Genomic DNA, 24,424 nt, shown 5'->3' on the forward strand with positions numbered 1-24,424 from the left:
TTTAAATTTATAAGTGTTAGTTTAGTAAAATATTGTTAAAATATAAATAATACGGTTCTAGCAATATTATTTATTTAAATTGGAGGTTTAGTGGCTTTGGTAAAAGATACAAAAGAGCAAATTATCCAAAAAACTAGAATTTATTTACAAAACATTGATTGTGTTAGAACTATAAGTCTAGATTCTATATTGGAAGAAGTAGGTATTTCTAAGGGAGTATTTTATTATTACTTTAAAAATAAAGATGATTTGCTCTATCAAGCAGTAATCCCAGATATTGATGAGAGAGAAAAAGAAATCAATAGAGAAATATCAAAGCTAGATACTTTAAGAGAGAAAATCTATCTAATTTTCGGTATATTTGTAGATGAAAATATGAAAGATAAACTAAAATCTTTAGAGGAATTTTATATATATTTATTTTTTGAAAATAACATAAACAGAAAAAAAGCTTTAAAAAAAATTTATACAAGAATTAATAAAGGAAGAAAGAGTATTATTCTAAGGCAAATTAAATTCCATAATATTAAGCTTACAAAGGAACTAACCATCCTAACTAATTATGTAATGGATTCTATAATGCTATATCACATATTTTGCAAACGTTTTAGGGATAAAAGTACAAAAAAAGAAATAATTAATTTTTTGAATGTATTTTGTGATTTAATTGAGACAAAATTTGAAAAACAAGATGCACAAAAAAGGAGGCAAAAAGCATGAAGCAAGATAAAGTAGAAAAATTATTTTTCAATAGGGAGTTATCATGGCTAAGATTTAATACTAGAGTGTTAAATGAAGCAAGCAATGAAAAGATTCCACTATTGGAGAGATTAAAGTTTATAGCCATTTATGGGACAAATTTAGATGAATTTTATATGGTTCGTGTAGCAGGGCTAAAAAGGCTATATCTTGCAGGTATCACTGATTGTGGTGCAGATAAGCTTACTCCAAGAGAACAGTTAGCAGAAATTAGAAAATATATACATAAGGAAAAGAAATTTTTAGAACAATTATTTGAAGAAATCCTTAACAAAGCACAAAAAGAATATTTATTTATAAAAAAATTTAATGATTTAAATAATGAACAAAAAAAATATCTAAGAGAATTTTTCTTAAATAATCTTTATCCAATAATAGTGCCTATTATGGTAGATTCTACCCACCCATTCCCGCATTTAAACAATCTATCATTTGGAATGGCAATAAAACTAAAAGATACATTGAATAAAAATAAAATCAAGTTTGGAATGGTAAGAATCTCAAGAATGTTACCTAGATTTATAGAAGTAAATGAGGAAATCTATATTCCTATTGAAATGGTAGTAGGAGAATTTATAGATTATGTATTTGAGGGTTGTGAAGTGCTAAGTTACACTTCATTTAGAGTTACAAGAAATGCTGATATGGAAATAGAAGAGGAAGAAGCTGATGATTTTATAGAAATTATGGCTGAAGGATTAAAGGCAAGAAAAAAAGGGGAAGTAGTCCGCCTTGAAGTAGGAAATACTAATGATGAAAGCTTAATTGAATTTATCACAGGACATATAAAAATAGACGAAGAAGATATTTATAGATACTCTATTCCATTAAACCTAAGTGCATTGTGGCAGATAATAGGATCAAACAGATTTGCTCACTTAAGACTTCCTAGTTTTAATTCACGCATACTTCCGCCACTAAGTAGTGTAATTGATATTTTTAAATCAATAGATTCTAGTGATATTGCTTTGTTTCACCCTTATGAAAGCTTTGACCCTGTTGTTAATTTTATCCAAAGCGCAGCAAATGACCCAGATGTATATTCTATAAGAATGACACTTTATAGGGTTGGGAAAAATTCTCCTATTGTTAAAGCCCTTACATATGCAGCTGAAAACAATAAACAAGTTACTGTTTTAGTGGAACTAAAAGCAAGATTTGATGAGGAAAATAATCTTTATTGGGCAAAGGCATTAGAGACAGCAGGAGCTCATGTAATATACGGAATCCCGGGATTAAAAGTTCATGCAAAAATTGCCCTTGTAATAAAAAAAATTGGAAATTCCTTTAGAAAATATGTTCATCTCTCAACAGGAAATTATAACCCTGTAACAGCAAAAATATATACTGATATAAGTTATTTTACATCTAATGAAAATATTGCCAATGATGCAATTAGATTATTTCATACATTATCCACTGGATATGCAAATAAAGCAAAGCTAGATTCTCTATTTGTAGCCCCTACACAAATAAAACCAAAATTACTAGAATTAATAAAAGAAGAGAGCAAGAAAGGTTCTGATGGATATATTATATTAAAGGCAAATGCAGTAGTTGATGTAGATATAATAGAAGCATTGTATGATGCAAGTAAAGCTGGAGTAAAAATTGATATGATAGTTAGAGGAATATGCTGCCTAATACCTAAACTATCTAATATAAGTGAAAATATAAGAGTAATTTCAATAGTGGGTAAATACCTAGAACACGCTAGAATATATTATTTTAAGAACAGTAATCCTCAAATTTATTTTGCAAGTGCAGATCTAATGCCTAGAAATTTAGAAAAAAGGGTTGAAATTATGACTCCAGTAACCAATAAAAATATTGCAGATAAACTCTTTGGAATTCTAAAGCTTCAAATAGAAGATAACACACAATCACACGAATTACAATCAAATGGTGAGTATATAAAATTAACCCCAAAAGATACTAATGCTATAAATTCTCAAGAAGAATATGAAAAATATGTTAATCTAATGTATAGTGCTTTACTTAAAACACAAGATTCTAAGGATAAAAAATTAGTAAAAAGAATGATGGGTGAGAACTAATAACTATCTTAGGAAAATTAAATATTTCTATATCCATTACTTATACTTTAAGCAGATATTTAAAAAATATATTTATAATTTATTTACTTTATGATTTAAATAAATCTAAAGGGAATTTATAAAATTAGAAGGAGTATTACAATGAGGAGTATTACAATGAAAAGAAGAAGTGGTTTTAGTATGATAGAGTTAGTATTTGTTATAGTAATACTAGGAGTTTTAGCAGCAGTAGCAGTGCCAAGATTTGTTGCTACAAGGACAGATGCACAAGTTGCAACAGCAAGAAGTGATTTAGCTTCAGTTCAAAAGGCAGTTGTTGCTAAAGTTTTTGCAGATAATCTTGACCCAAAAGCTACAAGTGTTCCAGCTCCAAATGACCCTACAAAAGGTGCAAATGGTAGTCTAATAACTTGGGGTGAATGGTTAATTGAAGTTGGTGGATTAGATAGAAGTAGATGGACTACAGGAACAGGAAATCCTATTCCGGGAATACCTGCCACTAATTCTATAGAGCCTATGGGAAATGTTGCTAATAGCCAAACTCCTGGCTCTCCTTCAAAGGGTGGTTGTGGTGCAATACTAGGTATTAATACAAACACAGGAACATTAGAATTTCAACCAAATAATCTTGGTGGTCAAAACACAGGAACATTCTGTGATTTATTAAAAGCTTCTTATGCTACCTCTTCTGGTCCGGGAAACAAAAGTATTCCTCTAGCTTCAACAGGAACTATTGAGTTTTAATTAATATCTAAAAAGCTCTTTAGAGCTTTTTAGAATATATTATTCTTTACTACAATTATTTATAATCTTTATTTATTAATTCTTATTTAAATTCTACAAAAAATGGGTTTTAATCATAATCTATATTAAACTTTTTTAGCATTACTTAAATCTATTAATAACATTATTTAAATTATTATTTTAAATTTTCTAAAATAATAGATAATTCTATGAGTGCAGGTGCTTCCTTTACTGAACTATATAATGAAAATGCATTATCAAAAATTAATTATCTTAATTTTTATAATGAATATAATAAATTACTAGAAAGGATTAAACAATGAAAAAGAATTTAAATACTATTAATGAAGTGCTACAAAATGAAAGCACCAAACAAGCAAGTTATATTAAAGAAGAATCTACAAAGAGTTATACTGCAAAGAGTTATACTGCAAAGACAACAAAGAAAAAGTCTTATATTATTCAATTTGTTTTAGATGAAGAAGATTATAAAAAATATGAAGAGTTAGTTAGAAAAAGTAGGCTAAATTTTAGCTCTTATACAAGAAATTTAATTTTTAAAGCTATAGAGAATCAATAATGTGTGATTGTTTTGATAATTGGAATAAAGTTAAAAAAGATATTCATAATAAAAAAGGGAAAGTTTTTGTAAAAGAAGGTTGTGTTTATTGGGTAAGTATAGGACAAAATATAGGATGTGAGGTATATGGAAAAGGTGATAAGTTTCAAAGACCTGTATTAGTAATAAAAGTTTTACGAATTAAAGAAAATGGATTAGTATTTATTGGTATTCCATTAAGTAGTAAAACAAGAAAAAATAATCAGATATATCATAAAATTACTAAGAATGATAAAACAAAAGTAACTGCTCTATTAGGACAGATAAGAGTCTTTGATTTAAATAGAATTATAAATTATCATTATAAAATAGATAAAGAAGAATTAATAAGAATAAAACAGAAATTTTCAAAATTATTTTCCCCCAGCAGCTAAGGCTGGGAAACTTTAAAAAAATAAAGCCAATATTCCTTATACCTTTAGCTTACACCTTTAGCATAGGAAATTTTATTCTAATCTTTCTTACCTTATTAAATTATTAAGAAAACATTAAATAAACATTAAATAAATCAGCTATAATAACATAAGAATAATAATCACCTTATATCTTATTAAAACCTCTATAACATCATTTGTATTGAAATTGCTTGTCCATCACAGCTCTTTATTATTGTCTGTGGATTGTCTTGTTCGTAACTTATTGTATTCATTATTTGACAAAAGCACTTTATTGTCTCTTGATTCTGAAACCATATTGATTTGGGACATTGAGTGCAAATCGTTGATGGTTTTAATGTTAGAGATAGTTGTGTTAGCGTTGGGCTTTGATATATAGGCATCTGTTCTAATTGATTGGTTTTTTCGTTTATTTGCATAGTATCTTGCCCATTGTTCTCTTGTATATTTTTCATTTTCTGCTCCTTTAGAAATTATGTTTGGTTCTTTATTAATTTTTTCCTCATTCTCTTGTTTAAGATTAATAATATATGTTATTTTTGGGCTTGAGTATTTAATAAAATTCTTTTCTGCTCTATGTAATACAGATATATCCCACTGATTTATTTTCTTATTTGCTATTATCTCATAAGTTTTTCCATTGAAAGTTTCATTTTTAATTAATTCTTGTGTTTTAGTATATTTATGAAATCTTGCATATTCACCTTTTTGGAGATTAGATTCTTGAATTACTCTTTCTAAATCTTTTCCCCAAATTGTAGTAACTCCTTTTGGAGTAATATAACTAACAAAAAAGCTTTCTTTATTAGTTTGTTTATTATATGGAGCTTTACCAAAATCAATTACTTTATAATAATGAGGTTTAATTTTTGAAGGAATAGAATTTCTTAATTTATTTAAATCAATAGAAAATTCTTTATTTCTATGTTTTCGTAAAGTTGCCTCTGCTTTTACACCAAGATCATTAAGATTTCTTGCAAAATTCTCTCTTAATTTTGTTATATCACCTTTTCTTATATCAATATATTTCAAATTATTGCTAGAAGCTTTTAGACAAATATGACAATGTGGATTGTCTGTATCTGTATGAAAAGCTAATGCAAAATAATTGTTAGGATAATATTCTTTTATAGTTTTAAAAGCAGCAGATTTTAATTGTTTAATAGAACAATTAACATAATCTTTCATAGAAAGAACCATATTATAAGTTTCTCGTTTTTCATTTAACTCTTCATCTTTTCTAGGAAGCTCTTTACCAAAACTCTGATAACAATCAAGACAAAGTTTATTATCATCTTTTCCTTTAAAAATATTTAATTCACTATCTATTAATTCTAAGTCTCCATCTCTAGAAATATAATTAATATGAGAAGCAAGACTATCAAAGTTTTTTGAATTAGAAGTAATTTTAATCATAACTTCATTAGAATAATCTATAAAATGAAGTTGATTATTTGATTGGTTTTTAATAGATTGATTATAATTTGCATATTTTTTAATTTGAAATGATTTAGAACGATTAAAAGAAGTTTGAAAAACTTTCTTAGCTCTCCATTCTAATAATTCTTCATCATTATATTTTTTATATAATTTCTTTGTCATATTATTTATTTAATCTTTTATTGACAAATAAAATAGGATTATAACTTTTATTTAACATTAATAAGGATTTAATATAGAAACTAATCAAATAACCCCAGAAAAATTATTTAATAATAGAAGAAAAATTTATGAAATTAGGAGCAGGAAGTATTGTAGCTCTTGCTAATTTAAAAAACAGCTATTATCACTAGATTTAGAACCAACTGAATATAAAAATATAATAAATTATGTAAATTTCTATGAATTTTCAACCTCAAAACCAAAAGCAGTAAAACTAGCACAAAAATTTCAGTCAAAGGATTGGAAAATTGAAATTAGCTGAGAGGTTGAAAAACCCTTAACTCTAACTATGAATGATATTAAAAATTTTAGACAAGTAGATAAAACATATAGATTTAGATGTGTAGAAGCTTGGAGCATGATAGCTCCTTGAAATGGTATTGAATTAAGAGAATTAATTGAGTTTATAAAACCTAAAACAAGTGCAAAGTATGTAAAATTTACCACCCTTTTTGATAAAAATATCTTCCAGACCAAAACTCTTTCTTTCCAGCTATAAAATATCCTTATGTTGAAGTTCTAAGGATAGATGAGGCTATGTGTTCTCTTACATTACTAGCTGGTGGAATCTACAATAAGCCATTACTACCACAAAATGGAGCACCAATAAGACTAGTAGTTCCGTGGAAATATGGTTTTAAAAGTATAAAGTCCACCAATAAAATTGAATTTTTAAAAAATAGAGAAAAAGGCGCTTGGGAACAATACGCACCAAATGAGTATGGATTCTACTCAAACATCAATCAAATGTCCCTCACCCAAGATAGTCTCAAGCAAGAGAGTTGCTCTTAGGTAAAAATATAAAAATTCCCACTATCCTCTTTAATGGATATGAAAATGAAGTAACATATCTATATAAAAGGCTTGATTTAAAGAAAAATTATTAATGATAAAAATTACCCATTTAACATTTGCATTAGTATTATTTTATTGTATATACAATACTTATGGTAGTGTCAATAAAATCAAAGATATTTATACATATAGCGGGGAATCTTTGCTCTAATTTACCTTAATGTAAGCCTATTTTTTAGCATTATTATTTCTTTTAAGAAAATTACTAAAATTCATAAAAAAATTCCAATGATATGCGGAAATTATACTTTGATTTTTGCGTTAATTCATTTTATAAACTTTATTTATTTTGATGCAGAATTAAATATATTTATTGAAGAAATTACTAGTAAAAGCTTCTTATTGCTTGGTTTTATAACAATGTTTAGTATGATTCTAATATCTTCTAGCAAAATATTAAAACCACCTAAGATAATTAATTTTGCTAGTAATTTTATATATTTTGGGTTATTTTGTGCAAATATACACTATATATTAGCAAAAAAGCTCCTATATTTGAATATATAGCCATTATAATTTCTTGTATGTTAATAATAACTAGGATCTATCTAATTAAAAAACTTTATAAATAAATAGCATATCCACACAAATGCCAAAAATAAACAAGCAATTAATTGAATAGCACTTCCCATATCTTTTGCTTTTTTTGCTAATGGATGAATTTCTATACTAGTAAAATCAATAGCATTTTCAATTGCAGAATTAATTAACTCTGCAATTATTGCAATAATACAAGGAAGCACTAATATAATTTTATTTGCAAAACTATCTCCTAAATAAATTCCAAGTGGAATTAATATAAATGATATAATAGTAATTTGCCTAAAAGCTTCTTCATCATTCCACGCAGCCCTAAGCCCACTAAGCGAGTAAAAAAAAGCATTAAAGATTCTATTTAAACCTTTTTTACCTTTCTTTTCATTGTGAAGTGGGGTTTTTAAATTATTATCTTTTTGCATATTACCTATTTTATTTTAAAATTTATAAAAATATTTAAATATCACAATTTCAAATCCGATATATATTTTACCTAAGATAAGGATATCTTAGCAATATATAAAAAGGAGTTTAAAATGGCTTTTCAAGTCAATACAAATATTAATGCATTAAATGCGCATGTCCAATCTACTTTCACACAATTTGGAATGAAAAATTCACTAGAAAAATTAAGTTCTGGTCTAAGAATTAACAAAGCTGCAGATGATGCTTCAGGTATGACTATTGCCGATAGTTTGCGTTCTCAAGCTAGTGGTTTAGGTCAAGCTATTAGAAATACAAATGATGCAATGGGTATTATTCAGATTGCCGATAAAGCGATGGATGAGCAAATTAAGATTTTAGATACTATCAAAACTAAAGCTATACAAGCTGCACAAGATGGTCAAACTAGCGAATCTAGAAGTGCTATTCAATCTGATATTATTAGACTTATTCAAGGCTTAGATTATATAGGAAATACTACATCATTCAATGGACAAGCACTTCTTTCTGGTCAATTTACCAATAAAGAATTTCAAGTTGGTGCTTACTCAAATCAAAGCATTAAAGCTTCAATTGGCTCTACTACAAGTGATAAAATAGGTCAAATTAGGCTAGAAACTGGTTCAATGATTAAAGAATCACTAGAAGCTAAATTAACTTTTAAGCAAGTTGATGGTGTTAAAGATGTTATGATGGAAAGTGTCAAAATATCTCACTCTGCTGGAACAGGAATAGGAACTTTAGCCGAAGTCATAAATAAAAGTTCTGATAAGACAGGCATTAGAGCTACTTGGAATGTTATTACTACTTCAGATAAAGCTATTGTTTCTGGTGGTTTGAATGCAGTCAGCATAAACGGTATGATATTAGGTGATATATTAGGAATTAAGGCAAACGATTCTGATGGTAGGCTTGTTGCAGCTATCAATAAAGTAACAAATCAAACAGGTGTTGAGGCATATGTAGATCAAGAAGGAAGGTTAAATCTAAGAAGTATAGATGGTAGGGGAATTAGATTCTCCGCAGAAGATCCTGCTGATGGTGATAAAGCCATAGAAACAGTAAATGGTGGCGATGATATAAGTGGAGACCCAGCAGATGCAAACGCAGGCTCACTAAACTATGGTAGATTATCATTAAGCAGACTTGATGCTAGAGATATTGTTGTTTCTAGCCATGATAATCCTAATGATTTATCATACGAAGAATTAGGATTTTTTGAAGATGACCCTTCTAAAACAGCCCAATCTGTTACAAATCTAAGAGATGTAATGGGTATATTTAAAGCAGAAGTTCGCTCTGCCTCTGGTATGAATTATAATGATTTAATTGCACAACAAAACCTTGATATGGGTGCTGGAGTAACATCTCTAAGAGGAGCAATGCTAACTATTGATATAGCAGAATCTGCAACTAAGCTATTAGATAGAATTAGAGCAGATTTAGGTTCTGTTCAAGGTCAAATGGTAAGCACTATTAATAATATTTCTGTTACTCAAGTTAATGTTAAGGCAGCTGAATCTCAAATTAGAGAAGTGGATTTTGCAGCAGAAAGTGCAGAATTTAGCAAGTTAAATATTCTCACACAAAGCGGAAGTTATGCACTAAGCCAAGCTAATGCTGTTCAGCAAAATATTCTAAGACTTCTTAACTAAATTACTTTTTATTCCTAGAATAATTCTAGGAATAAAATAAAATTTATAATGCAAAATTCTTTTGATTTATTAAAATCCTTAAAAGCTAAAAACTTACTAGATTCTTGTAAAGACCCTTTATGGTGGAATAATAGTGGCACATTTGAAATTGTAGTAGGTGCAATACTAGCACAAAATACAAAATGGGAAAATGTAGAGTTTTCATTACAAAAACTAAAAGAATTAAGATTATTAGATTTAGAGGCTATTGCAAAATGTGATTTAGAAAGCATCCAAAGTTGTATTATTAAAAGTGGCTTTTTTCGACAAAAGGCATATAGAATCCAAAAAATATCACAAAACATATTAAATAATTTTAGCAATTTTGAAAACTTTAGGGAAAATGTAAGCAGAGAGTGGTTACTAAATCAAAAGGGTATTGGGAAAGAAAGTGCTGATAGTATATTAAATTATTGTTGTTTTAGGGAAATAATGGTAGTGGATAAATACACAGCTAGATTATTGTCTAGTTATGGATTTGAATTCTACGAGTATGATGATATAGCTAGCTGGCTAATGCAGGGTATAATAGATGAATATGATAAAGTAATATCCTTATATGGACATAAAATAGAATTATATAAAGTTTATGCTAGATTCCACGCAAAGATTGTAGAGTATTCTAAAATTTATAAAATAAAATCCAAATATTAAAGGAAAGATATGAGTGCGTTAGATATTTTTTATAAAATCTGTGAGATTCCACATTCAAGTAAAAATACTAAAGAATTAAAAAGTTTTATAATAGATTTTGCAAGTAAATATGATTATAAAATTAATTGTGATAAAGCAGGGAATATTCACATACTAAAAGGCAAACCAAAGCTAATATTGCAAGCTCATTATGATATGGTTTTAATTGGTTCTAAAATAATCCCATTTATAAAAGATAATAAACTTTTTGCAAAAAATTCCTCGCTTGGGGCGGATAATGGTGCTGCTGTAGCTGCTATTTTGGATTTAGCTAGTAAATGTAGCAATTTTGAGGCATTACTAACAAATGATGAGGAAATAGGGATGCTTGGAGCAAAAAATCTCAATTTAGATATAAAAAGCAAAACAATGATAAATTTAGATAGTGAAGATATTAATGAGATTTGTATTGGCTGTGCAGGTGGCTTTGATGCGGATATAAAACTAAATGGATTTGAAAAAGATTGTAATAAAAAATATATTTATGAAATAAAATCAATAAATTTTTGTGGAGGACATAGTGGAATAGATATAAACAAAAATATTCCAAATGCAATAATAGAGCTACTTTGGACTATGCAAGAAATAAAAGACTTTGATATTATAGAATTAAGCGGTGGAGAGAAAAGAAATTCAATTCCTGTAAATGCAAAAGCAATTATTGCAACTAATAAAAAACTAGATAATTTAAATTTACAAAATTTTACTATCCAAAGATTAAATTCTAACTTTGCTAAAGCATATGATAAAACAATGATAAAAGAATTTTTAAAACTACATAATGGGGTTTATATAATAGAAAATGATAGTGTAATTTCAAGTCTAAATTTTTCAATCATTAAAAATAATATACTAAATCTTATGATTCGTGCAAATAGGGAAATCTATATAAATAGACATATGCAAAATTTAAAAAATCTTTTTGGTAAAAGCGTTAAAATAAGCTCCATTTATAAACCTTGGGAAAAAACAGATTCTAATATTTTAAAGACTATGCAAAATATTTATCAAAAACATAAATTACAATATAAAATGATTGAAATTCACGCAGGGTTAGAATGCGGAATATTAAAAGAAAAATACAATTTAGAAGAAATCATTTCCATTGGACCAACAATCAAAAATCCTCATTCTAAAAATGAAATGATGTGTTTAAATTCATTTGAAAAATTCCAAATAATACTTAATGACTTAATAAGATAGAAATTTTAAAGAGGCTTTAATAATATTGACAAAACAAATTAAAGCCATTATAATTTCGCTTTCTTAAATTTAAATCTTTAATAGATTAAGAGAATCTTCATAAGACCCGTTAGCTCAGCTGGTAGAGCAATTCCCTTTTAAGGAATGGGCCGTTGGTTCGAATCCAACACGGGTCACCAAATAAGCGTTCTAAAATTGGCCCCTTCATCTAGCGGTTAGGATCCCACCCTTTCACGGTGGTTACAGGGGTTCGAGTCCCCTAGGGGTCACCATTAGGCTAATTTTTAGAATGTTTGGTCGCTTAGCTCAGTTGGTAGAGCGCTACCCTTACAAGGTAGATGTCACAAGTTCGAGTCTTGTAGTGACCACCATTTGGAGCGGTAGTTCAGTTGGTTAGAATACCTGCCTGTCACGCAGGGGGTCGCGAGTTCGAGCCTCGTCCGTTCCGCCACTACTTAAATATTCATTGACCCCTTCATCTAGCGGTCAAGGATACTACTCTTTCACAGTAGAAACAGAAGTTCAAATCTTCTAGGGGTCGCCAACTTATCAATAAATTATATATATCAAAGAAAATTTTAGTTAGAATGCCTGATTTATCAAAAAAGGCTATTTATGAATATTATAAAAATCTTACTTTGTAGCTTTATTATACTTGCTCTTAATGCTTGTAATAAAGACAATACATTTGGATTTACTTCTGGCAATTGTAATGAAGTCTATACTGCCTGTATGAATAAATGCACACAAGCCAATAAAACAAGGTCAGAATGTATAAATAATTGTGATAAAAGTCGTTCTATGTGTGAGGCAGTAAAAACAAAGGGTTGTATGCAAAATTGTAATAAAAATTATGGTAAAAAATCTCAACAAGCAGAGGTTTGCAAACAGCAATGTATGAATAATCGCGGAGTCTCTTACTAAAAACTTATTCTTACTAAAGGATTTTACTAAAAAATCGTATTAAAGCAGATAGTTAGCAGCACGTGAGAACACGATGTTAATATACAAATGGGAGGGGGTAGAGACGCTGAAAAAATAGTAACAGGATATAATAGTGAGGGATATGTCCTAATAACTATATCTACTATACACCAGACCATTATCATACATTTATACACATAATACCCAAGTAAAAATAAAGCAAGGAGTAACAGAATGTTGAAAAAAATATAAAAGATGAGATTATGGAGTGTGGTATCTACACTATAAAAGATGAAAATGAGATTCCTAGAGAATTAAGAGAGAATCAATATACTTTCTATGTAAAGATTAATGGCAAGATATAAAGGATTATTACACAGATTATTTAGAGATATTATGCAAAATGCCTTTATGTTTCATACTAAAGATTGTGTGGGGTGGAGAGATAGATTTTTAGATTGGATGTGTGATTTAGGTTGGCTTGTGTATGATACAGAATAGCCTCTTGATAAGCCTTTTGATACAGACAATTATTTTGGCTATAAAAACATTATTCTAATCTTTTGGCATTGGAATGAAGTAGGCAAGGGTTGGTTTAGTAGTGGTAAAAAGATAAGAGAAATGATACTAGAGGATTTTATAGAAACAAAATGTGAAAATCCAAAAAAATAATCAGAGTATTTTAAGATTGTTAGCTTGGGAGGAAGATGAAAAAATATACACTATGTTAATTGTTCCCCTAAAGATGAATTTGAGCCGTGTTTTCAAGTATTTAACATTTATTTAATCCCATAATGAGCTAGAGCAATTACCTAAGGGACATATTCACAACAAAGCAAAGAAGTAACAAATAGAAATCAAATAAGAGCAGGTGGAAAATTTAGAAATAAAAATTCTACCTTACCCATAAAACCAAAGGGAAATACAAAGAATTTGATGTAACAGATAGACACAATTCATCAAGATTCGTAAGAGATATGGTAAATGGTGATGTGTATTACACAACAGACCATTATAAAACCTTTATTAAAATCATAGAATAAGGAGAAACAATGAAATACTCTAATGAAAGATAAAAAAGATAATAAAATCTATATATAAAGAGTATGGAAGAAGTTGTCTTACAAGACAATAAAGATTTATTTGTAGTTAAGCTTGATGGCTCAAAGCTCCATACTTATGATGAATTTGTAGCTAGTGCTAAAGCAGCCTTTCAAACCCCTACTGATGAGAATATGTTTTGGTTACACACATCTTCAAATCCTCTTATTTGTTGGATAACCGAGTTAGATTGGCTGTTAGATTCTGGATTTAATTCCTTTGCTCTTATTGTGGAGCAGTAAGGCATTAGATAGAGATAGTAAAGAGAAAAAGATGAGCTTTTAGGGGAATTGAAATATATTTGTGATTTGTGGGGATATGATATTTTACGCATTGCAGGTAATGGACACCTAGAGACAGAATCAGAATATTGCAAACCAAGAGAATTTAATATCTATTTAGTGGGATAATACAAATATACTAAAACTAAATATATTAAATTCTCTATCTTATCCATACAAAAAATAAATCATTAAATAAGCCACTTAAAAAGCATTCTAACAAAAAATAATACTTAAACATTAACTTATGAGAGAAATTTAATAAGATTCTAAAAATCACTTAGAATCTTACTTGCAAATAGCCTAAGATTATGCCTTAGCCTTTTAATAAGATTCTATCCCTCTCATAGCTTTTTAAAAGATTCTAACAAAGATGAGCATAAAACTACTAAAATAATACTTCTATATGGGCATAAAACTACTAAAATAATACTTCTATCCCTAATCTTTTTTAAAAACTCCTAGTCCAGCCTTTTAGATTATACCCCCTTTTAGATTATGCCCTACTTTAGAGGTAAAATGCCTTTTAAGAGAATCTAGCTTTGTTATTTAACAAAATCTTATCTAAATTTTTATTTCATTATAGATTCTAGCCCACCATAATAATTAATCGCTAACTTAACATAATGCTTGCCATAATACTTAATCGATACTTAATCACCGCCCACATCTGCTTTAATTATAGCTAATCCCGCTATAAGCCAATTCTAGCTAACTTACTACATAGCTAGTCTTTCCATAGCTACATATCAAACTAATCCACCCATAATAGCTATATAAACCCCGCCCATATATTCGCCCTTGCTAATCAAGCTTAATATTTGCTATATTGTTTTTAGCTTCTCTTTGAAATTCCCTTTTAATCGATACTAATACATATTAAAATATTTTTGAATTTCTTTTATGTCTTTTGTCTTTGTCAAAGAGAGCATTAATAAAACCCTTGCTTTTTGGGGATTGAGATTATTTGCACTAATAAAGCCCTGTGCTACCTCCTCACTACTAAGCGGGACTATCCCAGAGCCTACCCTTGAGCTTTTGACTACTACTAACTTTTTATCTTTTAAGAGTTGTATTAAATAGTCTTTTTGATTTTGATGAATGCTGCCAGCACCGCTTCCTGCCACTATAATGCCCTTACTCCCAGCCCCTAGAAATGCCTCTATTGCGACCTTAGAGCCATCATTTGAGTAGGTATAGACTATATCGACTTTTGGTAGGCTTTTTAGCCCCTTTATATTGAATGCCGCTTTCTTAAATGCTGCCTTTGGTGATACTTGAGAGAGAGTATTAAATACTGCCTTCCCATCAATGATATAGCCAATCTCGCCACTATTTGGAGACTTAAAGGTATCAATATTTAAAGTATGGGTTTTGGTTACATCACGAGGGCTAAAGATTCTGTCATTGATTGCCACCATAACGCCCCTACTTCTAGCTTCTTTGCTTGCTGCAAGAGCAAGGGCATTATAGAGATTTTTAGCTCCATCTGCACTCATAGCACTAGCAGGACGCATAGCACCTGTAAGCACGATGGGCTTCTTTGCATCTAAGACAAGGCTCAAGAAATAGGCACTCTCCTCCATTGTATCAGTCCCGTGAGTGATAACAACGCCATCTACACTAGAATCCTCCATCAATTCACTTAAGCGACCATATAGCTTTAGCCAAATCTCATCGCTCATATTGGAGCTATCGATATTTGCGATTTGTTCGCCACTGATATTTGCTATCTCTTTCATTTCTGGCACAGCATTAATCAAGGTATCAATAGCAATACTCCCTGCCTTATATCCTGTGGTGGCAAGCTCACTCTTTGCCTCTCCTGCAATCGTCCCGCCTGTGGCTAAAATCACTATGTGTGGCTTTGCTAGGGCATTAACGCTAAGACTAATCATCAACAAAACTCCATAAATTATATTTCTCATTTCTTTTTCTCTCATCTATTTTTTATTAAAAATTTCTTAATCATCTATTATCTCTCACCTATAATTTTGATGATTTTATAAATGTTTCTAATTGATGAAAATCAAATTATCCTCTCTGCTAAAAACTTTCTTATTCTATTATAAGTTAGAATCTTCTTTCTCGCCTATCATTTCCTAAAGACTTTCTTATTCATCTATTATCATTATCTCCTTAAAGTTTCTTTCTCACTTTTTACCTGCTAAAAACTTTCTTACTTTCTTATTAAGTTAAGGTTTTATCATTCGCTTATCATTTCTTTAAAAAATTTCTTGCTTTATTATAGGTTAGAATCTTCTTTCTCACCTCTCTGCAATTTTCTTTACCTCTTATCTGCTCTATCTGCTAAAATTCTTATTATTCACTTCTTATCTTAAATTTCTTGCTCTTTTATAGACTAAGGTTTGTTACTATCTCTTAAGAGCGCAACTTTCTTATTTTACCTGCTATATGATAAAAATTTTATTCGCTTCTTATCTCCTAGAAATTTCTTACCAATCTACTCTGCTCTCTGATAAAGCTTTCTTATTCGATTCTTATCTCCTAAAAAATTCTTATTCACTTCTTACCTAACTAAAAACTTTCTTACTTTCTTATTAAGTTAAGGTTTTATCATTCGCTTATCATTTCTTTAAAACTTTTCTTGCTTTATTATAGGTTAGAATCTTCTTTCTCACCTCTCTGCAATTTTCTTTACCTCTTATCTGCTCTATCTGCTAAAAATTAAGAGAGACAATTTTATCAAATTTATTCGTGTCTTAAGGCATCTATTGGGTTTAGCTTAGATGCTCTCTTTGCTGGTAAGTAGCCAAATAAAACACCAAGAAAGGCTGAAAAAATAAAAGCAATAAAAGCAATGATAGCACTAAAAACAAATGGGATAGCCATAATAATAGAGAGAATAAATGAAATAATAAATGCCAAAACTATGCCAATAGTCCCTCCAAGTGAGCTAATGACTATGGATTCTATCAAAAACTGCAACAAAACCTCATTTTCTAGTGCACCTATGGCAAGTCTAGTTCCTATCTCTTTAGTCCTCTCTGTAACAGAAACTAGCATAATATTCATTATCCCAATTCCTCCTACAATGAGACTAACTCCTGCAATAGCACCAATAAATAATGTTAGCATTCTCATAGTGCTTGTTAGTGTTTCTTCAAATTGCTTTGTATCTCGTATCTCAAAATTATCTAATTTTCCGCTTTTATCAATATTTCTAGTTTCTCTTAATAATACTTTTATTTCCTCTGTTTTTTGTTTAGAATCTATGCCATCTTTTAGAGATATTAGAATCTGATTTATATTATTTATTGATTGCTTTTCTCTACCAAGAGTCCTTAGATAAGATTTTAATGGAAATAATACAACCTCATCTTGATCATTTCCTCCTCCCTGACCTTTTTCTTTTAATACCCCAATACACTCACAAATAATACTGCCCTCTTTGTTGCCTACTTTAATTCTACTTCCAAGCACTTCATTATTACCAAATAATGATGACTTTACACTACTTCCAATAATACAAACATTTGCACCACTTGTATATTCATCATCTAAAAATTCTCTTCCAATATCAATTTCCCAATTTCCTACTATAAAATACTCTTTACTAACACCCAAAGTTTCACTTTCTCTTGAATTTTGTTTATATTGTATGAGAGATGAACCACTTCCCAATGGTGCTATTGCATTTATACCAAAGATTCTATCTTTTATTAATTCAACTTCTTGTATATTAAAATACTGCCTTAAACTTTGCCCTGTTGTATCAAGCCCTCTTGCTGGCATCAGTATAAGCAAATTATTACCTAACATTGATATATTTTCTTTTACTTTTTTGCTCATACCATTACCCAAAGTAATCATAACAATAACACTTCCTGTGCCAATTATAATTCCTAGCATTGTTAAAATAGCCCTAAGATAATTCCTACTAATTTGTCTAAATGCTAAAATAAAGGCATTTAATATCATAGGCTTCCTTTAGAATAATCTATATTTCCATCTAAAAAATGTATCTCTCTATTTGCATATTTAGCCATATCACTTTCGTGAGTTACCATTAAAATAGTAATTCCCAAGTCCTTATTCAACCACTGCAAGATATTCATAATCTCTACACTTCTCTTTGTATCAAGATTACCTGTTGGTTCATCTGCAAGAAGAAACAAAGGCTTGCTAGCAATAGCCCTAGCAATAGCAACCCTTTGTTGCTGACCTCCACTTAACTTATTAGATGTATTGTTTTCCCAACCATTTAACCCAACCATTTCTAAAGAATCTAATGCTATTTTTCTTCTTTTATGTTTATTTACGCCACGATAAAGAAGAGGTAATTCTACATTTTCTAATGCAGTAGTTCTAGGAAGGAGATTAAAACCTTGAAAAATAAACCCAATATAATATCTCCTAAGTAAAGCTCGCTCATTTCTATTTAGTTTAAAAACATTCACATCTTCAAACATATACTCACCGCTTGTAGCTACATCAAGACAACCTAAAATATTTGCCATAGTGCTTTTACCACTACCACTAGGTCCCATAAGTGCTACAAAATCACCCTTAGAAATCTCAAGATTTACTCCTTTTAGTGCCCTAAAAGTATTAATACCCTCGCCATAGTTTTTAACTATATTTGATAATTTAATAAACATTACTTAACTTTAATTTTGAATTTGAATTATGACTTTAGTATCTTTATTAATATTATCTGATAAAACTTGAGCACTCTTGCCATTGGTAATTCCAATATCTACGTCAATATTTTTTGCCTCATTATCTTCTAAAATCCAAATACTACCTTGAGAACCAATACTAGAATATGACCTACGAATTCTCTTAGGTGGTCCCATCATTATACTACTTTGTTGTTTAGCTTTAATATTGCTATTTGGCTTAAACAATAAAGCCTGATATGGAATCAACAAAGCATTTTTTGCTAAAGCAGTCTTTATATTAGCTGTGGCACTCATACCCGGACGAAGCAATAGCTTGCTATTATCTACATAAGTTGTAACTTCATAACTTATTATATTTGTACTAGTGCTAGATGAATTAGTAGAATTAGATGTATTTGTAGAAGATGAATCTGCAAAATTAACCTTTGACACCTTAGCTTGAAACTTCTCGTTTGGATAAGCATCAACGCTAAATTCAACTTCTTGACCAATTTTTACTTTGCCAATATCTGCTTCTAACACACTTGAAATTAGCTTCATCTTTGTTAAATCCTGTGCTATGGTAAACAATGTTGGTGTTTCAAAATTTGCTGCCACAGTTTGACCCGGATCGATACTACGTGATAAAATTATGCCATTTGTAGGGCTTGTTATAATTGAGTTTTTTACATCAATCCTTGCTGAATTTAGAGATGTTTCAAGCTGCTTTATGCTAGCCTTTCTAATCTCAATATTTGCTAATGCACTCTTATAATCTAGCTCAGCAGTTTTTAATTGTAATTGAGATGGAGATTTACCATCTGTTTTATTATATAAATCTAAATAATTATCATAAGTCCATTTTTTATTTTCTAAATTAACCTCTGCACTATAAAGCTCTGCTTTGGCTGATTGAAGTTGTGCTAGATAATTATCTACTGCTTGATTTAGCTTCTCTGGGTCAATCTTTGCCAAAACCTGCCCTTTTTTTACCTCATCATTAACATCTACTAATACTTCTAAGATTCTACCTGAAATTTGACTACCAACATCAACGGTATTTGTTGGAGACAAAGTTCCTGTCGCACTAACATCTTGACTTATATCTTCAATAGTGGGGTTTTGTGTTATATAATTAATCTCTTTTTTATTATATTTTATAAAATATACTGCAACTAAAATTATTAATAAAACTAACAAAGCCAACACTATAAATATTTTTTTTCTACCTTTATTTTTGCTTTTGATGCGTTCATAAATTTTAGCCATTTAAAATCCTTTAGATAAAATCTTTTAAATCATTCATATTTCCACCAATAGAGCGATATAAATAGATTGTTGCACTGATTGTATTAAAATATGAAGTATTATTATTTTTTAACATTAATAAATTACTATTTAGAGCTTGTAAATATTCTACACTATCAACTAAACCAAGCTCATTGCTTTTCTTTAAAAGATATAAAGTTTCTTCATTTTGATTTAACATATCAATGCTAGTTTGAAGTGTATTTTTATTAGATTCTAATGAATATATTGCATTTTCTATCTCACTTAATGCGGTATTTAGAGCTTTTTGAAGTGTATAATAAGCTTCTAATTTCGTGTATTCATTAATTTTTATATTTTCATAAATTTCAAATCTAGAAAATAAAGGCAAAGTAAGTGATGATAGAATCTGATATGCAAACTCTGCTGGTGAAAGAAATGCTTTACCTAGAGATGCACTTAAAGAAATGCTGGGATAAAGATCTGCTTTACTTGAATTTAGCCTATAAATAGCAGAATTTAAATTTGAAATTTGAGCTTGTATATCTGGACGATTTAAAATAACCTCTGCACTAGAATCTAAATTAATATGAAATTTTGGAGTATAAAAATGATATTCATTAGAATTAAATTCATATTTAGAGTCATTTATTAGCACCCTTAGTTCATTCTTTTTTGCTTCATAATCATTTTGAAGAGTATTTAAAGACTGCTCTTCTTGTTGCAAAAATACCTTATTTTCCAAAAAATCACTAAATGCAATAAAACCATTTTTATACATAATATCCATAATTCTAACAATCTCATAATAATTTTTTATACGCTCTTTAGTAAGAATAATATTTGATTGTAAATATTTAAGATTAAAATAAGCTAGAGAAATATCACTAATCAAAGAAATCTTAAAAAAATCAAGGTTTTTCTTTGCAATATTGTAATTTTCTATATAAGATTTCTTATCAAGTGCATATTTACCAAATATGTCTAATTCCCAAGACGCCATTAAATTGGTATTAATTATAGAATCTCCATTATAAGAATATGACACATTACCATTTACATTTGGCATTTGCTTTGAAGTAGCAAGTTTAATTTGAGATTCTGCAATTTTAATCCTACTATCATATATGAAAATATCACTATTTTGTTTTAGTCCAAGTATAACTAGCTGCTTTAATTCATCATCTTTAAAAACATCAAAGATAGAATCTGTTTTATCGGATCTTAATGTATAGCTATTTCTAAATTCAACTATATTAAATTCATTATTTACATCTTCTACCTTATAAACTGAACTACAAGAGGTAATAAAAACAGCAATAAAAATTAAATAAAAAACATGCTTCATAAACGCCTTTTTAAAAGTAATCTAGTATTTTATAGGCTGAATTTTAATACAAATTTTGTGAAATTTTTGTGAAATTTTTTGTTAGAATCTAGCCAAAATTAACTACAACAAAAGGCTTAAAAACTATGCAAACTCCTACTTTATATCTAGTAGTTCCTTGTTATAATGAAAGTGAAATTATAAAGCTTAGCATAGAAACAATAAATAAAAAGCTAGAATCTTTGATTAACAAAAAAGCTATCAAAAAGAAAAGCAAAATTATATTTGTAAATGATGGTAGCAAGGATAACACACTGGATTTACTTAAACAATATAAAACTAAGCTAATTGAAATTATTTCACTAAGCACAAATAAAGGTCATCAAAACGCTCTTTTGGCTGGATTAAATTATGCTAAAGATAATTGTGATATTGCAATAAGCCTTGATTGCGATTTACAAGATGATATAGACTTGATTGATAAATTTGTAGAAAAATACAAAGAGGGTTTTGAAATCGTATATGGAGTTAGAAACAATAGGAAAGAAGATAGTTTTTTTAAAGCTTATAGTGCTATGGCTTTTTATAAAATAATGAAATTTTTAGGGGTTGATATAGTATATAATCATGCTGATTATAGGCTTCTTAGCAATAGAGTTTTAAAGTGCTTGCTTGAATTTAAAGAAGTAAATCTATTTTTAAGAGGCATAATACCTATGCTTGGCTTTAAATCCTGTAAATTATATTACAAGCGGAACAAAAGAGTTGCGGGAGAGAGTAAATATCCATTTATTAAAATGCTATCATTTGCAATTGATGGCATAACTAGCTTTAGCATAAAGCCACTTAGAATCTTAAACTTAATTGGTATATTAATATCTCTTTTTAGTCTAATAATTGGAATTTGGGCTTTAATATCATACTTTATTGGTAATACTATCTCTGGTTGGACATCAATTGTAGTGCCAATGTATTTTTTAGGAGGTATCCAAATAATAGGACTTGGAATTATTGGTGAATACATTGGCAAAATTTATAAAGAATCAAAAAAACGACCACTTTATTTTGTAGATGAAATTATTAAATAAGGCTAATTTAATTTACAAGTATCGCCACTAAAAAGATTAGATGCTTTTATAGAAGCACAGGAACTAGAATCTTTTTCTATATTTTGATTTTTTAATGTTAATTTTTTAGTTTTTGAGTTAGCTGAATTTGATTTTTCACTTGATATTGAACTATTAACCTCCTCTTTACTAAATTCAATTGTATTATTAGATTCTACATTATCAGATGCTATACTAATACCACTTGCAAGAAGTATTGCAGAAAGACTAAGGGTAATTTTTTTCATAATCAATTTCTCCTTGTATTTATTTTATAAAATCATAGAATATAATTATTAGGATTATGTTAATTAAATATAATATAATTTTAATTTTAATTTTAATTTAGTTTATAGGGATCTAATTTGAGCAAGCAATCAAAGCAAATTAGCGATTTTAGGAAAATTCGCTATCTAATCACAAGGAAAGATAAAGTTATCTTGTTAATTTTACTTATTGCAACATTTTTCTTATCACTAATTGAAACAATTGCTGTTAGTGTTATCATGCCATTTATTACACTTGCCTCAAACCCAAATATTATTTTTGAAAACAGATATTCAAACTATATTTATGAATTATTTAGTTTTAAAAATACACTTGATTTTATGATATTCTTTAGTATTGCTCTAATTGTGTTTTATATTTTTCGTTCAATTTATAATATTGTATATTCATACGCATTAAATCGATTTGCTTTTAGGAAGTATCATTTCTTTGCTTATAGGCTTTTTTGTAAAGCAGTAGAGTTAAACTATCTTGATTTTACAAATAAAAATATAGACACTATTAGAAGAAACATAATTCAAGAAGCGCTTAGAGTTTCTGTATATATACAACAATTATTAATGGTTGGCTCAGAAGTTATTACAATAGTTCTAATGTATGCCCTACTTCTTGTAGTAAGTTGGAAAATGACTATAATCTTGACTATGGTGCTTCTTATAAATATAATTTTAATTATTAAAACAATCTCTAGAAATATCCAAAAACAAGGCAATATAAATATCCAAACAAGTAAAAATGTCCTAGATATAATTTCAAAAACTTTAGGAAACTTTAAGATAATAAAACTAAAAGGTAATCAACAAAAAGTCCTGCAAGATTTTGATGATGCTTCAAAAAAAAGGGTAGATTCTGAAATCAAATATCAAGTATTAGCACCACTTCCTAAATTTATACTTGAGAGCATAGGATTTTGCATTCTAATTGGTGCAGTTGCCTATATACTACTAAAATATAATAACGCACAAGTAGTTATCCCTATTATATCTATGTATGCACTAGCATTATATAGAATCCTCCCTGCCATAAATAGAACTCTACAAAGCTATAATATGATGAAATATTATAAAAAAAGCCTAGAAATAATATATGAGGATTTAACATATCATACAGAATATGAAGATAATACTCCAATAGATTTTAATCAAAAAATTGAATTAATAAATATTAGTTTTGAATACAGAAAGAATAAGTCTGTAATTAAAGATTTTAATCTAACTATTAATAAAGGTGATAAAATCGCATTTATTGGTGAGAGTGGGGCTGGTAAAAGCACTCTTATTGATTTAATAATTGGGATATATAAGCCACAAAATGGAGAAATCAAAATTGATGGAGTAGTTTTAAATAATGAAAATCTCCGCTCTTGGCGAAAGAAAATAGGATATATTCCACAAAATGTATTTTTATTTGATGGAAGTGTGGCAGAAAATATCGTTCTTAGTGAAAAGATAGATAAAAATAGGGTTATTGAATGCTGCAAGAAGGCAAATATTTGGGAGTTTTTAGATAATAATGAGGGTATTGAAACAAAAGTTGGAGATGGTGGTATTAAACTTAGTGGAGGACAAAAGCAAAGAATAGCAATAGCAAGAGCATTATATGATAATCCAGAAATTTTAGTTTTAGATGAAGCAACAAGTGCTCTAGACAACGAGACAGAATCTAAAATAATGGATGAAATTTATAGTGTTGCAGAAAATAAAACTCTATTAATAATTGCACATCGTCTATCAACAATACAAAAATGTCAAAAAATAGTTGAGGTTAATGGAAAAATAAAACCTAAGCAAAATAATAAGTAAGTTTAAGAGTTAAAATACAAAAATATAATTTTTTAGATT

The 24,424-nt window shown here is 28.8% G+C and carries 22 protein-coding genes, 5 tRNA genes and 2 pseudogenes; 21 read left to right on the forward strand and 8 right to left on the reverse strand.

Translation table 11 applies throughout. From position 1 onward, the window contains the following. Positions 1–90: 90 nt before the first annotated feature. The 5 genes from CQA44_RS00605 to CQA44_RS00625 all read left to right on the forward strand — a co-directional run bounded on the left by CQA44_RS00605 (position 91) and on the right by CQA44_RS00625 (position 4,553). Positions 91–720 (forward strand): TetR/AcrR family transcriptional regulator, encoded by a 630-nt coding sequence (locus CQA44_RS00605; protein WP_181881728.1) that lies wholly within the window; start codon positions 91–93, stop codon positions 718–720. Beyond that, positions 717–2,816, forward strand: a complete 2,100-nt coding sequence (locus CQA44_RS00610; RefSeq protein WP_115545355.1) for an RNA degradosome polyphosphate kinase — start codon at positions 717–719, stop codon at positions 2,814–2,816. The genes CQA44_RS00605 and CQA44_RS00610 overlap by 4 nt, the downstream gene beginning before the upstream one ends. A gap of 141 nt (positions 2,817–2,957) precedes the next feature. Continuing rightward, positions 2,958–3,560 carry a type IV pilin protein gene (locus tag CQA44_RS00615; RefSeq protein WP_258864851.1) on the forward strand — a complete coding sequence of 201 codons (603 nt, stop codon included), beginning with the start codon at positions 2,958–2,960 and terminating at the stop codon, positions 3,558–3,560. A 319-nt stretch (positions 3,561–3,879) separates the two neighbouring features. Continuing rightward, entirely contained in the window at positions 3,880–4,140 is a 261-nt protein-coding gene (locus CQA44_RS00620; protein ID WP_115545356.1) for a hypothetical protein, read from the forward strand. Continuing rightward, a complete protein-coding gene (locus CQA44_RS00625) occupies positions 4,140–4,553 on the forward strand; it encodes a type II toxin-antitoxin system PemK/MazF family toxin (RefSeq protein ID WP_115545357.1) in 414 nt (137 codons plus the stop codon). Before CQA44_RS00620 ends, CQA44_RS00625 begins: the two co-directional genes overlap by 1 nt. Positions 4,554–4,772: 219 nt before the next feature. On the opposite strand, the gene mobP1 is transcribed toward CQA44_RS00625, so the two are convergent. Then, on the reverse strand, positions 4,773–6,176 hold the full coding sequence (gene mobP1, locus CQA44_RS00630; RefSeq protein WP_115545358.1) for a MobP1 family relaxase: 1,404 nt from the start codon (positions 6,174–6,176) through the stop codon (positions 4,773–4,775). A gap of 88 nt (positions 6,177–6,264) precedes the next feature. Between mobP1 and msrP the strand changes: the two are divergent. Together msrP and CQA44_RS00640 are read left to right on the forward strand one after the other, a co-directional pair. Then, positions 6,265–7,123, forward strand: a pseudogene (gene msrP, locus CQA44_RS00635) (protein-methionine-sulfoxide reductase catalytic subunit MsrP). Positions 7,124–7,319: 196 nt separating this feature from the next. Beyond that, complete coding sequence (locus tag CQA44_RS00640) at positions 7,320–7,598, forward strand: hypothetical protein (RefSeq protein ID WP_147289738.1); 279 nt, start codon at positions 7,320–7,322, stop codon at positions 7,596–7,598. Between the two features lie 41 nt (positions 7,599–7,639). On the opposite strand, the gene CQA44_RS00645 is transcribed toward CQA44_RS00640, so the two are convergent. After that, complete coding sequence (locus CQA44_RS00645) at positions 7,640–8,050, reverse strand: diacylglycerol kinase (RefSeq protein ID WP_115545360.1); 411 nt, start codon at positions 8,048–8,050, stop codon at positions 7,640–7,642. A 114-nt stretch (positions 8,051–8,164) separates the two neighbouring features. Here CQA44_RS00645 and CQA44_RS00650 point away from each other — a divergent pair, with 114 nt between their 5' ends. The 12 genes and pseudogenes from CQA44_RS00650 to CQA44_RS13090 all read left to right on the forward strand — a co-directional run bounded on the left by CQA44_RS00650 (position 8,165) and on the right by CQA44_RS13090 (position 13,929). After that, positions 8,165–9,727: a flagellin A gene (locus CQA44_RS00650; RefSeq protein ID WP_115545361.1), complete on the forward strand. Its 1,563-nt coding sequence runs from the start codon at positions 8,165–8,167 to the stop codon at positions 9,725–9,727. A 48-nt stretch (positions 9,728–9,775) separates the two neighbouring features. Continuing rightward, positions 9,776–10,420, forward strand: a complete 645-nt coding sequence (locus CQA44_RS00655) for a 3-methyladenine DNA glycosylase (protein WP_115545362.1) — start codon at positions 9,776–9,778, stop codon at positions 10,418–10,420. Between the two features lie 9 nt (positions 10,421–10,429). Then, entirely contained in the window at positions 10,430–11,662 is a 1,233-nt protein-coding gene (locus CQA44_RS00660; protein WP_115545363.1) for a M20/M25/M40 family metallo-hydrolase, read from the forward strand. Positions 11,663–11,765: 103 nt separating this feature from the next. Beyond that, positions 11,766–11,841: transfer RNA gene (locus CQA44_RS00665), tRNA-Lys, on the forward strand. An 18-nt stretch (positions 11,842–11,859) separates the two neighbouring features. Continuing rightward, positions 11,860–11,934: transfer RNA gene (locus CQA44_RS00670), tRNA-Glu, on the forward strand. A gap of 23 nt (positions 11,935–11,957) precedes the next feature. After that, positions 11,958–12,033: transfer RNA gene (locus CQA44_RS00675), tRNA-Val, on the forward strand. A 3-nt stretch (positions 12,034–12,036) separates the two neighbouring features. Next, positions 12,037–12,113, forward strand: a tRNA-Asp gene (locus tag CQA44_RS00680). 17 nt (positions 12,114–12,130) lie between these two features. Next, positions 12,131–12,206, forward strand: a tRNA-Glu gene (locus tag CQA44_RS00685). 71 nt (positions 12,207–12,277) lie between these two features. After that, positions 12,278–12,586, forward strand: a complete 309-nt coding sequence (locus CQA44_RS00690) for a hypothetical protein (protein ID WP_115545364.1) — start codon at positions 12,278–12,280, stop codon at positions 12,584–12,586. A gap of 351 nt (positions 12,587–12,937) precedes the next feature. After that, a complete protein-coding gene (locus tag CQA44_RS13080) occupies positions 12,938–13,087 on the forward strand; it encodes a hypothetical protein (RefSeq protein ID WP_258864852.1) in 150 nt (49 codons plus the stop codon). A 461-nt stretch (positions 13,088–13,548) separates the two neighbouring features. Beyond that, positions 13,549–13,629: pseudogene (locus CQA44_RS13085) on the forward strand (hypothetical protein); the annotation flags it as partial. 63 nt (positions 13,630–13,692) lie between these two features. Continuing rightward, positions 13,693–13,929 carry a hypothetical protein gene (locus CQA44_RS13090; protein ID WP_258864853.1) on the forward strand — a complete coding sequence of 79 codons (237 nt, stop codon included), beginning with the start codon at positions 13,693–13,695 and terminating at the stop codon, positions 13,927–13,929. A gap of 908 nt (positions 13,930–14,837) precedes the next feature. Here CQA44_RS13090 and CQA44_RS00710 read toward each other — a convergent pair. The 5 genes from CQA44_RS00710 to CQA44_RS00730 form a co-directional block, all read right to left on the reverse strand. Further along, the gene (locus CQA44_RS00710) at positions 14,838–15,896 is read right to left on the reverse strand and encodes a type II asparaginase (RefSeq protein ID WP_115545365.1); all 1,059 of its coding nucleotides are present in this window, start codon (positions 15,894–15,896) and stop codon (positions 14,838–14,840) included. A gap of 784 nt (positions 15,897–16,680) precedes the next feature. Next, on the reverse strand, positions 16,681–17,910 hold the full coding sequence (locus CQA44_RS00715; protein ID WP_115545366.1) for an ABC transporter permease: 1,230 nt from the start codon (positions 17,908–17,910) through the stop codon (positions 16,681–16,683). After that, a complete protein-coding gene (locus tag CQA44_RS00720) occupies positions 17,907–18,590 on the reverse strand; it encodes an ABC transporter ATP-binding protein (RefSeq protein WP_115545367.1) in 684 nt (227 codons plus the stop codon). The genes CQA44_RS00715 and CQA44_RS00720 overlap by 4 nt, the downstream gene beginning before the upstream one ends. Positions 18,591–18,599: 9 nt before the next feature. Further along, positions 18,600–19,862, reverse strand: a complete 1,263-nt coding sequence (locus tag CQA44_RS00725) for an efflux RND transporter periplasmic adaptor subunit (protein WP_115545368.1) — start codon at positions 19,860–19,862, stop codon at positions 18,600–18,602. Positions 19,863–19,872: 10 nt separating this feature from the next. Further along, positions 19,873–21,210 carry a TolC family protein gene (locus CQA44_RS00730; RefSeq protein ID WP_115545369.1) on the reverse strand — a complete coding sequence of 446 codons (1,338 nt, stop codon included), beginning with the start codon at positions 21,208–21,210 and terminating at the stop codon, positions 19,873–19,875. A gap of 125 nt (positions 21,211–21,335) precedes the next feature. On the opposite strand from CQA44_RS00730, the gene CQA44_RS00735 reads away from it, so the two are divergent. Further along, positions 21,336–22,277, forward strand: a complete 942-nt coding sequence (locus CQA44_RS00735) for a glycosyltransferase family 2 protein (protein WP_115545370.1) — start codon at positions 21,336–21,338, stop codon at positions 22,275–22,277. A gap of 2 nt (positions 22,278–22,279) precedes the next feature. Here the strand turns inward: CQA44_RS00735 and CQA44_RS00740 are convergent, their stop codons facing one another. Continuing rightward, positions 22,280–22,543: a hypothetical protein gene (locus tag CQA44_RS00740; RefSeq protein ID WP_115545371.1), complete on the reverse strand. Its 264-nt coding sequence runs from the start codon at positions 22,541–22,543 to the stop codon at positions 22,280–22,282. A 117-nt stretch (positions 22,544–22,660) separates the two neighbouring features. On the opposite strand from CQA44_RS00740, the gene CQA44_RS00745 reads away from it, so the two are divergent. Then, positions 22,661–24,385, forward strand: a complete 1,725-nt coding sequence (locus CQA44_RS00745) for an ABC transporter ATP-binding protein (RefSeq protein ID WP_258864854.1) — start codon at positions 22,661–22,663, stop codon at positions 24,383–24,385. Positions 24,386–24,424 lie beyond the last annotated feature (39 nt).

The organism is Helicobacter sp. MIT 14-3879, assembly GCF_003364125.1.

What these genes read in the sequence shown, in the direction of transcription:
- CQA44_RS00645 (WP_115545360.1), bottom strand. Translation starts at nt 8,050, where the DNA reads ATGCAAAAAGATAATAATTTAAAAACCCCACTTCACAATGAAAAGAAA.
- CQA44_RS00640 (WP_147289738.1), top strand. Translation starts at nt 7,320, where the DNA reads ATGATATGCGGAAATTATACTTTGATTTTTGCGTTAATTCATTTTATA.
- CQA44_RS00615 (WP_258864851.1), top strand. Translation starts at nt 2,958, where the DNA reads ATGAGGAGTATTACAATGAAAAGAAGAAGTGGTTTTAGTATGATAGAG.
- CQA44_RS13080 (WP_258864852.1), top strand. Translation starts at nt 12,938, where the DNA reads ATGGCAAGATATAAAGGATTATTACACAGATTATTTAGAGATATTATG.
- CQA44_RS00650 (WP_115545361.1), top strand. Translation starts at nt 8,165, where the DNA reads ATGGCTTTTCAAGTCAATACAAATATTAATGCATTAAATGCGCATGTC.
- CQA44_RS00710 (WP_115545365.1), bottom strand. Translation starts at nt 15,896, where the DNA reads ATGAGAAATATAATTTATGGAGTTTTGTTGATGATTAGTCTTAGCGTT.
- CQA44_RS00610 (WP_115545355.1), top strand. Translation starts at nt 717, where the DNA reads ATGAAGCAAGATAAAGTAGAAAAATTATTTTTCAATAGGGAGTTATCA.
- CQA44_RS00660 (WP_115545363.1), top strand. Translation starts at nt 10,430, where the DNA reads ATGAGTGCGTTAGATATTTTTTATAAAATCTGTGAGATTCCACATTCA.
- CQA44_RS00620 (WP_115545356.1), top strand. Translation starts at nt 3,880, where the DNA reads ATGAAAAAGAATTTAAATACTATTAATGAAGTGCTACAAAATGAAAGC.
- CQA44_RS13090 (WP_258864853.1), top strand. Translation starts at nt 13,693, where the DNA reads ATGGAAGAAGTTGTCTTACAAGACAATAAAGATTTATTTGTAGTTAAG.
- CQA44_RS00735 (WP_115545370.1), top strand. Translation starts at nt 21,336, where the DNA reads ATGCAAACTCCTACTTTATATCTAGTAGTTCCTTGTTATAATGAAAGT.
- CQA44_RS00690 (WP_115545364.1), top strand. Translation starts at nt 12,278, where the DNA reads ATGAATATTATAAAAATCTTACTTTGTAGCTTTATTATACTTGCTCTT.
- CQA44_RS00740 (WP_115545371.1), bottom strand. Translation starts at nt 22,543, where the DNA reads ATGAAAAAAATTACCCTTAGTCTTTCTGCAATACTTCTTGCAAGTGGT.
- mobP1 (WP_115545358.1), bottom strand. Translation starts at nt 6,176, where the DNA reads ATGACAAAGAAATTATATAAAAAATATAATGATGAAGAATTATTAGAA.
- CQA44_RS00655 (WP_115545362.1), top strand. Translation starts at nt 9,776, where the DNA reads ATGCAAAATTCTTTTGATTTATTAAAATCCTTAAAAGCTAAAAACTTA.
- CQA44_RS00725 (WP_115545368.1), bottom strand. Translation starts at nt 19,862, where the DNA reads ATGGCTAAAATTTATGAACGCATCAAAAGCAAAAATAAAGGTAGAAAA.
- CQA44_RS00625 (WP_115545357.1), top strand. Translation starts at nt 4,140, where the DNA reads ATGTGTGATTGTTTTGATAATTGGAATAAAGTTAAAAAAGATATTCAT.
- CQA44_RS00720 (WP_115545367.1), bottom strand. Translation starts at nt 18,590, where the DNA reads ATGTTTATTAAATTATCAAATATAGTTAAAAACTATGGCGAGGGTATT.
- CQA44_RS00730 (WP_115545369.1), bottom strand. Translation starts at nt 21,210, where the DNA reads ATGAAGCATGTTTTTTATTTAATTTTTATTGCTGTTTTTATTACCTCT.
- CQA44_RS00715 (WP_115545366.1), bottom strand. Translation starts at nt 17,910, where the DNA reads ATGATATTAAATGCCTTTATTTTAGCATTTAGACAAATTAGTAGGAAT.